Source organism: Sporosarcina gallistercoris, assembly GCF_014836415.1.
Classification (GTDB): domain Bacteria; phylum Bacillota; class Bacilli; order Bacillales_A; family Planococcaceae; genus Sporosarcina; species Sporosarcina gallistercoris.
In genome coordinates this window covers 42,496-54,430 of record NZ_JACSQY010000014.1, presented here as the reverse complement: position 1 = coordinate 54,430, position 11,935 = coordinate 42,496, and the positions used below count along the sequence as shown (strand labels likewise).

The following is an 11,935-nucleotide window of genomic DNA, read 5'->3' as shown; positions in this document are numbered from 1 at the left end:
CGAACCCCCGCGGGTTTTGACACCCCTGTCGGTTTTCAAGACCGATCCCTTCAGCCGAACTTGGGTATACCTCCGTGTTAGACAAGTAATAATATATCAGGCATCAGAAAAGAAGTCAACAATTTTCATTAAAAAATTTAGAGCGGTAGACAAATAGGTTAAAGTTGATTTTTTTACGGGCTACTCGTATAATAAAAGTTGCCGTGCTAGGTGGGGAGGTAGCGGTGCCCTATAACTTGCAATCCGCTCTAGCAAGACTGAATCCCTTTCCTGAGGCCGTCCGTATTGTAGGGTCTGCCTTTTGCACGTAGTGTTGACATTTGGGTCCCGCGCAATGGGAACCCATGAACCATGTCAGGTCCGGAAGGAAGCAGCATTAAGTGGAATTTCTCATGTGCCGCGGGGTCGCCTAAATCGAGCCAACGACAAGAGTAACGCTTATGTGCGGCGGTCGAAGGAAGGTGCACGGCGTACATAGCAAAGCCTCTCATCCCGATGTGGATGAGAGGCTTTTGCATGTTTTTAAGCAGATTCTTTCAAAATCCATACTTCTTCGTCTCCATAAAAACTCATTAGAAAACACCTCTTTCAAACAACGTCTTATCTCTTCGTTTGTGGTATACTTATAGGAATGAATCAAGCGAAAAGAAAGGGGAGCGGACGGTTGAGTTATCAAGCTTTTTACCGGGTATACCGGCCTCAGACATTCCACGAAATGTCAGGACAGCAACACGTTAAACAAACACTTCAAAACGCTCTCCTCCATAACAAAACGACCCACGCCTACTTGTTTTCAGGTCCCCGCGGAACGGGAAAGACGAGTGCCGCTAAAATTTTTGCCAAGGCACTGAATTGCGAGAACGGACCTGCCAAAGAACCGTGCAACGAATGTGAGACGTGCCGAACGATTACAGAAGGATCCAATACAGATGTGATTGAATTTGATGCAGCGTCCAATTCCCGTGTTGAAGAAATGCGTGACATCATTGAAAAAGTCCGGTATGCACCGGCTTCTTCCAAATATAAAGTCTACATTATCGATGAAGTGCATATGCTTTCCAATTCAGCCTTCAATGCACTGTTAAAGACATTAGAAGAACCACCTGCTCATGCGGTATTCATCCTAGCAACAACAGAACCTCACAAACTCCCGCTTACGATCATCTCCCGCTGTCAGCGATTCGATTTTAAGCCGATTACTGCTTCGGATATTGTTGAGAGGATGACGCACGTTCTAAAAGACGCTGACATAGAGGCTGACAACAGTGCACTCAAAGTGATTGCGCAAGCCGCTTCGGGCGGGATGCGGGATGCGCTCAGTATGCTGGACCAAGTCGTCTCTTTCAGTGGTGATCGAGTGACTGCAGAAGAGGCGCTTCTTGTCACAGGATCTGTCGGGGAAGACATCTTCCATCAGCTTGCAGAAGCATTGCTTACGAAAGACGCAGGTGCTGCACTGACATTGTTAAACCGTCTCATAGCGGAAGGTAAAGATGTCTCTCGTTTGGCAGAGAATTTAATCACATTCTTCCGTGATCTGCTGTTATTACGGACAGCACCTGATCTTACAGACTTACTGGAAGTCATTTCGGGGGATGAACGCTTCGTTGCATTAGCTCAAGCGTTTGAGCCGGATACTTTATACGCCTATATCGATATTTTAGGAGAGACCCAGCAAGAAATGCGCTTCTCCAATCATGCCAAAGTGTATATTGAATCGGCGTTATTGAAGATGGTTCAAACACGCGGAACTGCTGCATCAGTATCAAGTGGCACAGCTGCATCTCCTGAATTGGAACAAAAGATCGCTGCACTGGAACGGATTGTCGGAGAATTGCAGCAACAGCTCGCTAACGGTGGAGGACATGCTGCACAAGCAGGAGAGAAGGCCCCGGCAGCACGAAAAAATTCATCAAACAATGCTCGTGCCTATAAGATTCCGACCGGAAAAGTCCATCAAGTGCTTAGTGCTGCGACTAAACAGGACATTCAAGTAATCCGGGAAGAGTGGGCGCGTATGATGCAGACGATGCAGCGTTCACATTCTGCTCTTCTTGAAGAAACGGAGCCGGTAGCAGCATCGGATAGCGCGTTTGTGTTAAAATTCAAATATGAAATCCATTGTCTCATGGCGTCTGAAAACGCATCCCTAAGTTCAGGTCTCGCAGAAGCGCTGCGTCAACAAACAGGCAAAGCCTACGACGTCGTGTACGTCCCTGAAGAGGGATGGCTTAAAGTCAGAGAGGATTTCATCCGCAAGAGTGGAATGTCCAAGCAACCTTCGCAAACAGAAGAGAACTCCGGAAATAACGGTGAACCTTCTGAAGTTTCAGGGTCTGAAGAACCCCCGGCGTTCCTGGAAGGTGCAGAGCTGACACAAGAGGACCCGATTGTATCGGAAGCAGAGAAATTATTTGGTAAAGAATTCATTACCGTCCATGACGAGTAACTTAACTAAAAGAGGAGGAAACAACAATGCGTGGAATGGGAAATATGCAAGGTATGATGAAACAAATGCAAAAGATGCAAAAACAGATGGCAGAGGCTCAAGAAAAACTAGGTGAAGAACGTTTGGAAGGTGCAGCAGGCGGCGGTATGGTGAAGGTAATCGTATCTGGCGACAAAAAGGTTGTTGAAGTTATCGTCGACCCATCCGTTATCGACCCTGAAGATGCTGAAATGCTACAAGACCTGATCGTGATTGCAACGAATGACGCGATGGAAAAAGCAGAAGAATTAACGAACTCTACGATGGGACAATTCACGAAGGGATTGAACCTTCCAGGGATGTTCTAGGAGGCAAAACCATGCATTATCCTGAACCGATATCTAAACTGATTGACAGTTTTATGAAACTGCCAGGCATCGGCCCGAAAACTGCGGGCCGGCTGGCATTTTTTGTGTTAAGTATGAAAGAAGACACGGTGCTCGACTTTGCGAAAGCATTGGTCGATGCCAAACGTAATCTGAGGTTTTGCTCGATTTGTGGACATATTACAGACATCGATCCGTGTCATATTTGTCAGGATCAGTCGCGTGATCGCTCTCTCATTTGCGTAGTCCAAGATCCGAAAGACGTCATTGCTATGGAAAAAATGCGGGATTACAAAGGACTGTATCACGTCCTTCATGGCGCGATTTCACCGATGGATGGTATCGGTCCGGAGGATATTAACGTCCCCGATTTGCTGAAACGTCTACAAGACGAAGAAGTGGAAGAACTGATTCTAGCAACCAATCCGACAATTGAAGGCGAAGCAACTGCTATGTATATTTCACGTCTCGTAAAGCCATCGGGTATTCCAACGACCCGGATCGCTCACGGCTTACCCGTTGGTGGAGATCTGGAGTATGCCGACGAAGTGACGTTGTCTAAAGCATTAGAAGGGCGGCGCCAACTGTGAGACGGACAGGCGGTTTGTTTCGTCGGAAGCACAAGTTGAAACGAGAGTACGATGAAAAATTACGGGCATTGATGATCGATACACGAGAAGAGTGGGAACAGGCGAAATCGATTGAAAAGTATGCGGACGAATTCGACCAAGAGGTAGTGATTCGAAGAAAAATCGCTGAAAGCAATCATTTCTACTTGTATAAGGAAGCTAAAATTAGAAATCTTGGCATCGAGTGAACTAAACAACGATTACTTTGCATAGACTGCTATTAGTCTATTGTAAAGGGGGCAACTTCTGCTATGAAAGTTGCAATCATTCTTGCACTCGGTGTTGTCCTGCTCTTCATCCTGCGTTTGACCAAGCCCCAACTGCAGATAGCGGCTGAAAAACTGTCCATTTTATGGTTTAGACTCGCTTTTGCGTTTTTAGTTCTGTTCATCCTGAATATCGCAGGTGGGTTTGTTGGATTGTACGTGCCGATTAATATTGGATCCGGCTTTTTACTGGCAGTGCTTGGAATTCCAGGATTGGCATCTTTACTCGTCCTGGCAGTTTTTCTGTAAGGATAGATCGTGAAAGATGTCCCGCTTGAAGTCAGCCAACGTGTGCTGACTTTTTTTACATAGAAAACGCAGCAAAGTTCCATGAGAAAGGAGGAGAAACGGATGGATCATACAAAAAGACCTGTAGTGGAAGCACTTCAAACCTTTCTAGCCTCACAGCCTGTATCTTTTCATGTACCTGGACACAAGCATGGCTTGCTCTCCAAACTACCCGAGGATCTCAAAACCGCACTCCGTTATGATGTAACGGAATTGTCAGGACTGGATGATCTGCACGCACCTGCTGAAATGCTCTCAGAAGCACAGATGATGTTGGCAGATGTGTATGGGGCGGACCAAAGCTATTTCCTTGTGAACGGCTCTACAGTTGGCAACCTTGCCATGATCAGGACAGTTTGTACACCGGGGGATACAGTGCTCGTTCAACGTAACGCCCACAAATCCGTGTTCCATGCATTGGAGTTAGCAGCTGTACAAGCTATCCTGCTCACACCGGAGTGGGACGAAACGACTTGCACAGCGGGCCCGGTTTCATCTGCAACTGTTCAAGAGGCGTTAGAACGGTATCCGGATGCAAAAGGGGTAGTTGTCACGTACCCGACGTATTATGGAACGACGGGTACCGAGTTGCAGACAATCGTGGAAATTGCGCACGGACGGGGGATACCTGTACTTGTAGATGAAGCCCATGGCGCGCATTTTATTGCAGGTGACCCATTTCCAGCATCTGCGCTCAGACTTGGTGCAGATCTCGTTGTTCAGTCGGCACACAAAACGTTATCTGCGATGACACAGGCTTCTTTTTTGCATGTAAACTCACAGTTAGTGGATGTTGACCGGCTCACACGCACGCTTTCCATGTTGCAAACAAGCAGCCCATCTTACCTGCTGCTCGCGTCGCTAGACGACGCCCGCGCGATGATTGCTACCTATTCAGAGGATGACAAGCAAGCATTTCTCGCATGGCGTCGTGAATTCATCGGCCAGCTCAGTACAATAAAAGCGCTTGAAGTGATTGAGACAGAGGATCCGTTGAAAATTCTCCTGCGACAAAAAGAAGCCTCTGGCTATACGCTTCAGCTTTCATTGGAAGAGGAGGGGATCTATACAGAACTCGCAGATGAACGACAAGTGTTATTCGTACTTCCATTACTCACATCAGCAATCTCATACCCAACCCAACCCATTTGCAAAGCAATCGATTTAGCCGTGCAAAGGTTGCAAAAAGACGTTGAACAGACTCCTGAAAAAGATGAATCGGTTGAAGAAAAGTCACGCAAGCTGGTGATTACAACGAGTTCCCATTCAAAAAAGAATACGGCATGGGTACCTGCTGAATCAGCAGTTGGTTTAGAACTAGCTGCGGCAATTATTCCGTACCCACCAGGAATTCCACTCGTCTTAAGTGGCGAGCAATTGAATCCCCAACTAATTCAAGAGATCTGTCAGATGATGGTTTCAGGTGCAAATTTTCAAGGAGCAGTTCGAGTAAATGGGCCGACAACGGAATTTGAAGTGTTGCGTGCACAAGGAGAAGATTGAAATGACTAAAGGAATATTCATCACTTTCGAAGGACCGGAAGGGGCAGGGAAGACAACGGTTATCAAGGAAATTCATAACCGTTTGCAGCAACAAGGAAAATACTCGGTTTTAACGAGGGAGCCGGGTGGAATCCGGATTGCAGAGAAAATCCGGACGATTATTTTGGATAATGACCATGAAGAAATGGACGGTCGGACAGAGGCATTGTTGTACGCAGCTGCAAGGCGGCAACATCTAACCGAAAAGGTCGTTCCTGCACTGGAAGAGGGTGCAATTGTCCTTTGCGATCGCTTCGTTGACAGTTCCCTCGCGTACCAAGGATATGCAAGAGGTCTTGGAATCGACGAGGTGCTCGCAATCAATGAATTTGCGATTAATGGACTCATGCCGGATCATACCATCTATTTTGACGTGTCGCCAGAAGCCGGTTTAGCAAGAATTGCAGCGAGTGGTGAACGTGAACAGAACCGTTTGGATAATGAAAAACTGCAATTTCATAAAGACGTTGTAGAAGGTTATCGGCTGGTACAGCAACGATTTCCAAAAAGGATTCAACCCATTGATGCCAGCGGTTCAGTAGAAGAGGTTACAGAAATTGTATGGAAAACAGTTGCATCACTCATTTCTTAAGTCATTTCATGATATAATGAAAGAAAGCGGAAAAGGAGAGATATCCCGTGAAACTTATAGTGGCAGTAGTACAAGACCAAGACAGTAACCGACTTTCATCTGCATTGACGAAAGGTGACTTCCGTGCAACGAAATTGGCAAGTACAGGTGGATTCTTGAAATCAGGGAACACGACGTTTTTAATCGGTACAGACGATAGTCTTGTCCCGAAAGCGTTGGACCTCATTCGAGACAACTGTCGTTCGCGTGATCAAATGGTAGCTCCCGTCTCACCAATGGGCGGAAACGCTGACTCCTATATTCCGTACCCAGTTGAAGTTGAAGTCGGTGGGGCAACGGTTTTCGTTCTGCCAATTGAACAATTCCGTCATTTCTGATCCATATCGGAGTGAATTTAAATGAAAGTTAATAATGAGTATCGTGCGGGGCTGGATAAATTACGTAACGATCCTTTGAAGTCTCCTCAAAGCGGGGAGCGGTTTGGTCAAATGGTTCAAAAACAGGAATCTCGCCTGCACGGGGAACAGATAACTCGTCTGCTTGGCGATATTTCCAGCGCAGGTGACCGCCTTGCCCGGTCACGCAACCTGCGGGACATGGCTAAATTCAAGATGCTCGTCAAACGTTTTCTAAAAGAGTCTGTTGAAACCGGTCTCGGTCTGAAGCAGTCACATACGTGGAACCAGTACGGAGAAGGACGGCGACTAAAAATTGTTGAAACAATTGACCAAAAGCTGATTGAATTGGCTGAACAATTGCTTCAAGAGGAAGAGTCGTCTTTGGATCTTCTCGCTAAAATTGGTGAAATCAAAGGACTTCTCATCAATCTATATACATGAGGACGTTTTCTGATACATAAGAAAACGTCTTTTTTATACGAAAGGGGGCAGCTACATGGATAATCAGTTGAGCAGTCGAATCGCTGCCGAACAGCCGGCAGTTGCTGCTAGATTCAGTGCTGCCTACCGCAATCATCGGATTGGCCACGCGTATATATTCGATGGTGAAAAAGGAATTGGAAAACACCAAGCTGCGTTATATTTTTCACAATTATTGTTGTGTGAGCAACCAAAAGAGAATGTTCCATGTGGAACATGCAGCGCCTGCAAGCGCGTTGCATCGGGAAACCACCCGAATATCTTAACGATTGAGCCGGATGGGCAGGATATAAAAAAAGATCAAATGGCAGGATTACTCTCAGTTATGACGAAAAAAGGATATGAGGGTGGACGACGTATCTACATGATTGGGCAAGCTCACCGAATGAATACAGCAGCAGCCAATGCGCTGCTCAAGTTTTTAGAAGAACCTGAAGGTGATGTGACAGCACTATTGCTGACAGATGCCTATCATATGGTATTGCCTACAATCCAGTCCAGATGTCAGCGTATCTCGTTTCTCCCGCCACATCGGGAACAACTTTTAGCTGCCTTGAAAGCTGAAGGCATTTCTCCATCACTTGCAGCTACTGTCACAGCACTTACTGCAGATTCGAGCCGTGCTGCAGAACTCGCATCTGACGAGCAGTTTGTAAGTTTACGGAAAACAGTGGTAAAATTAGTTCAAGCCATCGATCATCACGTGTCTGATGCGTTATTACTGATCCAGTCTGATTGGGCACCTTTCTTGAAGGAAAAAGAAGATACCGAGATGGGGCTGGACTTGCTTCTATACATGTACCGTGATATTGTGGCGAAGAAAGCGGGACTGTCTGCAACACCCGCATATCCGGATTTAGATGAATTCATAACTAGTCTCGCAATGAAAATGACTTATGATCAGCTATCTTCCATTTTGGAATCCGTTTTGCAGGCAAAAAAGCAATTGCATCGCAATATGCACCGCACGCTTTTAATGGAGCAATTAGTGCTCAGTATGCAGGAGGGGTTATTCGTTGTATAACGTTGCAGGAATCCGCTTCAAAAAAGCGGGTAAAATACATTATTTTGAACCAATGGACTATGACTTGAAAATAGATGATTATGTAATCGTCGAGTCTGCACGTGGCACAGAGTATGGGAAAGTAGTTAGCATGATGGTGGATATGGATGGTTCCGATTTAGTTCTTCCTCTAAAGAAAGTTATTCGTCCCGCTAGTAAAGAGGACATGGATAAGGTGGAAGAAAACCAATTGGACGCTCAAAAAGCATTCACTACGTGTGTCGCTAAAATCCAAGAGCACAAACTTGATATGAAACTAGTCGATGTGGAATATACATTTGATCGTAATAAGGTGATTTTCTATTTTACAGCTGAAGGTCGAGTCGATTTCAGAAACTTGGTGAAGGATTTGGCTTCCATATTCAGAACTCGGATTGAACTGCGCCAAATCGGTGTTCGAGATGAAGCTAAAATGCTTGGCGGGATTGGTCCTTGTGGCAGAATGCTTTGTTGTTCTACATTTCTGGGTGATTTTGAACCAGTTTCTATTAAGATGGCAAAAGACCAGAATTTATCACTGAATCCTTCTAAAATCTCGGGATTATGTGGAAGACTTATGTGCTGTTTGAAATACGAAAACGACGAATATGAGGAAGCGAAAGCTCTTATGCCTGATATCGGTTCGCGTATTGACACACCAGATGGGCCAGGAAAGGTTGTCGGTCTTAACCTACTCGAGCGTCTGCTGAAAGTGAAATTGACCGATCAAGACCAAACACTTGAATATGCTTGGGAAGAACTGTCTAAGAAGACGGGTCAGCCCGTCAATTGATGAAGTGATGAGGTGACAAAGTTGAAAGAAGGGAACTTTCTCGATAAGGTAATCGAATACGAACAACAACTCGACTCTATGCACAAGCAATTCCGTGAAATCATCGGTTTTGTTGCCAAGATGACGGAAGAAAACCATTCACTTCAACTTGAGAATCATCATCTGCGCGCGCGTCTTGAAGAGTTGGATCAACAAGCTGCTGCTGATAAAAAAACTGCGGAACGCTCGCAGCGGGCAGATGTTGGCGAAGGTGTAGACAATTTGGCACGTATTTATAATGAGGGATTCCACGTATGCAATGTCCACTACGGAAGCACGCGTAAGGGCGAAGATTGCCTATTTTGTCTCTCATTTCTAAGTAAACAGAATGTGTGAATTTTAGCCGATCCCTATGTTCAACTAGGTGTCGGTTTTTCTATATCATGGAGTCACTATTATTTCTTAAAGGAGTACCCAATGGAACCAATTGAATTACGAGGCGACGAACGCCTCGATTACTTACTTGCAGAAGACTTGAGAATTATCCAAAGCCCATCGGTTTTTTCCTTTTCATTAGATGCTGTGCTCTTAGCGCGTTTTGCATATATGCCCATTCGGCGTGGGAGAATTGTAGATTTGTGCGCAGGCAATGGCGCCATCCCATTATTTTTAAGTGCACGCACCTCTGCTGATATTACGGCGGTGGAGTTACAAGAACAATTAGCAGATATGGCGCGTCGCAGTATTGCTTATAATCAGCTGGAGCAGCAGATTACAATGTTATGTGACGACGTTATAGGTATCGCATCTAAGATCGGATTTGATCAATACGATGTAGTGACATGTAATCCTCCCTATTTCAAAGCGTATGAGAATAGCGAACAAAATCAAAAGGAACCGCTGACCATTGCCCGTCACGAGGTGAAACTTACGCTCGACCAAGCAGTGCGTTCAGCAAGTGAATTGCTTAAACAAGGCGGAAAGGCAGCATTTGTTCATCGTCCCGGAAGACTATTGGATATTATCACTTCGATGAGGGCGAATCGGCTGGAGCCGAAGCGTATTCAGTTTGTTTATCCGAAAGAAGGAAAAGAAGCGAATACGTTGCTCATTGAGGCGACCAAGGATGGGAAACCGGATTTGAAAATACTTCCGCCATTGTATGTCTATCAACAGGACGGCACGTATACAGAAGAAGTGAGGCAGTTGTTGTATGGAACAGAAGTATGACCACCTATTTTACGTACTTGAATGTAAGGATGGCTCTTATTATGGGGGATACACAACGGATCTTGACCGTAGGGTTGCCATGCATAACTCAGGGAAAGGTGCGAAGTATACGCGTGCGAGAAGGCCAGTTCGCTGTATTCATCATGAAAAGTTTGACACGAAGCGGGAAGCGATGCAAGCTGAGTATCGCTTCAAACAGTTGACGCGTCCTGCAAAAGAACGTTATCTGGAACAAGAGGAGGTAGACGGATGATCACGCAAAGAAGCGCGGAAAACGAACAAGGTGTGCTGTATTTAGTCGGTACACCCATTGGGAATTTAGAAGACATGAGTTATCGTGCAATCCGCATTTTAAAGGAAGCGGATATGATTGCAGCTGAGGATACAAGGAACACAGTGAAGTTGTCCAATCACTTTGAAATAGATACCCCCTTCATGAGCTATCATGAGCACAATCTTGAGGTGGGCGGGAGAAAAATTTTAGAGCTGTTGGCGGAAGGTAAAACAGTCGCGCTAGTTAGTGACGCAGGGATGCCATGTATTTCAGATCCCGGTGCCGATATTGCAGAAAAAGCGATTGCGGAAGGATACGCAGTAGTACCTGTTCCTGGACCGAATGCCGCAATTAGCGCATTAGTTGCGTCCGGGATTCCTACACAGCCTTTCTTGTTTTTCGGTTTTTTAGATCGGCAGAAGAAAAAGCGTCGTCTTCAACTGGAGTTGTTACAGAATCGGCAAGAAACCTTACTTTTTTACGAGGCACCGCATCGATTGAAAGAAACGTTGCGTGCTCTGTTAGAACAGTTTGGCCCGGATCGCCGAATCACCCTTGCGAGGGAACTAACAAAACGATATGAAGAGTTCGTCAGAGGCACGATTGAAGAGGCGCTTAACTGGGCTGAGTCAACAGAGATTCGCGGCGAGTTTTGTTTAGTCGTAGAAGGTGCAGATCAGTCGGAATTGGAAACAGAAGTAGCGTGGTGGAGTGCGCTGACACTGGTTGAACACGTTGAACAGTTGATGGAACAAAAAGGATATACATCCAAAGAGGCAATTCGTGAAACAGCAGCTGATCGGGGTATGAGTAAACGGGAGGTATACCAGGCATACCATGTTGAATAAAAAATAGCAAAAAAATAACATCTGTGCCTACTTGAAAAGGCACAGATGTTATTAAAATAAAACCATTAAATCAAGACATTTTGTCTTCGATTTCAGCAATTAGTTGCTTAGCGCCTTCAGGACTGAGAATCAGTTTACCATCGATCAGTGTCAAATTATCATCTGAAACTTCTCCAGTAACTGAACATGTCATATTAGGCATGTATTTCTTCAAGATGATTTTATCGTCATCCACATAAATTTCTAGCGCGTCTTTTTGAGCTATGCCGAGTGTCCGACGCAATTCGATAGGGATAACTACACGGCCGAGTTCGTCGACCTTACGTACGATTCCAGTAGATTTCATATCAAGTTTCCTCCTAAAATATAATAGTGATTCGTCAGATTTCGACATTTTTTTCTTTTGTCTGTCTATTATCATACCAAGTCTTCCATTTAACGTCAATAGAGAAGGCTATAAACTATTTAATGAATAATACATACACGAAAAACACACAAAATAGTGAATGAAAGTTGCAAGTTGGATTGACCATAACGCAGACTGCGGGAAGTTTTTAAAAAATTAAAAAGAGGTTGACTTCCTGCGATATTCACTTTATAGTAGAGAACAATTCTTGCACAATCGAATAGCAATACATCACTTTCTTATCCAGAGAGATCGAGGGGCAGGCCCTATGACATCTCGGCAGCGGGTTCATTACACATGAACACTGTGCCAATTCCTGCAAATGCATAATGCATTTGGAAGATGAGAACGGAG

16 protein-coding genes, 1 other RNA gene and 1 riboswitch are annotated in these 11,935 nt (G+C 45.1%); of the genes, 16 read left to right on the top strand and 1 reads right to left on the bottom strand.

Annotated features, from left to right (window positions below; all coding sequences use genetic code 11):
• Positions 1–201: 201 nt before the first annotated feature.
• From ffs to rsmI, 16 genes are all read left to right on the top strand, one after another.
• Positions 202–469: signal recognition particle sRNA large type (ffs, locus tag H9659_RS14470), an RNA gene on the top strand.
• Between the two features lie 195 nt (positions 470–664).
• A complete protein-coding gene (gene dnaX, locus H9659_RS14465; protein WP_191691868.1) occupies positions 665–2,449 on the top strand; it encodes a DNA polymerase III subunit gamma/tau in 1,785 nt (594 codons plus the stop codon).
• Between the two features lie 26 nt (positions 2,450–2,475).
• Positions 2,476–2,796 (top strand): YbaB/EbfC family nucleoid-associated protein, encoded by a 321-nt coding sequence (locus H9659_RS14460; RefSeq protein WP_191691866.1) that lies wholly within the window; start codon positions 2,476–2,478, stop codon positions 2,794–2,796.
• Between the two features lie 11 nt (positions 2,797–2,807).
• Positions 2,808–3,404 (top strand): recombination mediator RecR, encoded by a 597-nt coding sequence (recR, locus tag H9659_RS14455; RefSeq protein ID WP_191691864.1) that lies wholly within the window; start codon positions 2,808–2,810, stop codon positions 3,402–3,404.
• On the top strand, positions 3,401–3,631 hold the full coding sequence (locus tag H9659_RS14450; RefSeq protein ID WP_318240741.1) for a YaaL family protein: 231 nt from the start codon (positions 3,401–3,403) through the stop codon (positions 3,629–3,631). The genes recR and H9659_RS14450 overlap by 4 nt, the downstream gene beginning before the upstream one ends.
• A 63-nt stretch (positions 3,632–3,694) precedes the next feature.
• The gene (locus H9659_RS14445) at positions 3,695–3,958 is read left to right on the top strand and encodes a pro-sigmaK processing inhibitor BofA family protein (RefSeq protein ID WP_191691862.1); all 264 of its coding nucleotides are present in this window, start codon (positions 3,695–3,697) and stop codon (positions 3,956–3,958) included.
• Positions 3,959–4,060: 102 nt separating this feature from the next.
• On the top strand, positions 4,061–5,500 hold the full coding sequence (locus tag H9659_RS14440) for an aminotransferase class I/II-fold pyridoxal phosphate-dependent enzyme (RefSeq protein ID WP_191691860.1): 1,440 nt from the start codon (positions 4,061–4,063) through the stop codon (positions 5,498–5,500).
• A gap of 1 nt (position 5,501) precedes the next feature.
• The gene (tmk, locus tag H9659_RS14435) at positions 5,502–6,131 is read left to right on the top strand and encodes a dTMP kinase (RefSeq protein ID WP_191691858.1); all 630 of its coding nucleotides are present in this window, start codon (positions 5,502–5,504) and stop codon (positions 6,129–6,131) included.
• Positions 6,132–6,178: 47 nt separating this feature from the next.
• Positions 6,179–6,508 carry a cyclic-di-AMP receptor gene (locus H9659_RS14430; RefSeq protein WP_025783662.1) on the top strand — a complete coding sequence of 110 codons (330 nt, stop codon included), beginning with the start codon at positions 6,179–6,181 and terminating at the stop codon, positions 6,506–6,508.
• A gap of 21 nt (positions 6,509–6,529) precedes the next feature.
• Complete coding sequence (locus H9659_RS14425) at positions 6,530–6,970, top strand: YaaR family protein (protein WP_191691856.1); 441 nt, start codon at positions 6,530–6,532, stop codon at positions 6,968–6,970.
• Between the two features lie 55 nt (positions 6,971–7,025).
• Positions 7,026–8,033: a DNA polymerase III subunit delta' gene (holB, locus tag H9659_RS14420; RefSeq protein WP_191691855.1), complete on the top strand. Its 1,008-nt coding sequence runs from the start codon at positions 7,026–7,028 to the stop codon at positions 8,031–8,033.
• The gene (locus H9659_RS14415) at positions 8,026–8,844 is read left to right on the top strand and encodes a PSP1 domain-containing protein (RefSeq protein ID WP_191691853.1); all 819 of its coding nucleotides are present in this window, start codon (positions 8,026–8,028) and stop codon (positions 8,842–8,844) included. The genes holB and H9659_RS14415 overlap by 8 nt, the downstream gene beginning before the upstream one ends.
• Positions 8,845–8,865: 21 nt before the next feature.
• The gene (gene yabA, locus H9659_RS14410) at positions 8,866–9,219 is read left to right on the top strand and encodes a DNA replication initiation control protein YabA (protein ID WP_191691851.1); all 354 of its coding nucleotides are present in this window, start codon (positions 8,866–8,868) and stop codon (positions 9,217–9,219) included.
• Positions 9,220–9,300: 81 nt separating this feature from the next.
• Positions 9,301–10,053 (top strand): tRNA1(Val) (adenine(37)-N6)-methyltransferase, encoded by a 753-nt coding sequence (locus tag H9659_RS14405; RefSeq protein ID WP_191691849.1) that lies wholly within the window; start codon positions 9,301–9,303, stop codon positions 10,051–10,053.
• Entirely contained in the window at positions 10,037–10,306 is a 270-nt protein-coding gene (locus H9659_RS14400) for a GIY-YIG nuclease family protein (protein WP_191691847.1), read from the top strand. The genes H9659_RS14405 and H9659_RS14400 overlap by 17 nt, the downstream gene beginning before the upstream one ends.
• Complete coding sequence (gene rsmI / locus H9659_RS14395; protein WP_191691844.1) at positions 10,303–11,175, top strand: 16S rRNA (cytidine(1402)-2'-O)-methyltransferase; 873 nt, start codon at positions 10,303–10,305, stop codon at positions 11,173–11,175. Before H9659_RS14400 ends, rsmI begins: the two co-directional genes overlap by 4 nt.
• Positions 11,176–11,245: 70 nt before the next feature.
• On the opposite strand, the gene H9659_RS14390 is transcribed toward rsmI, so the two are convergent.
• Positions 11,246–11,521, bottom strand: coding sequence for an AbrB/MazE/SpoVT family DNA-binding domain-containing protein (locus tag H9659_RS14390; protein WP_025783670.1), 276 nt, complete (start codon positions 11,519–11,521; stop codon positions 11,246–11,248).
• A 296-nt stretch (positions 11,522–11,817) separates the two neighbouring features.
• Positions 11,818–11,930: riboswitch (SAM riboswitch) on the top strand.
• The last annotated feature ends 5 nt before the right edge of the window (positions 11,931–11,935 follow it).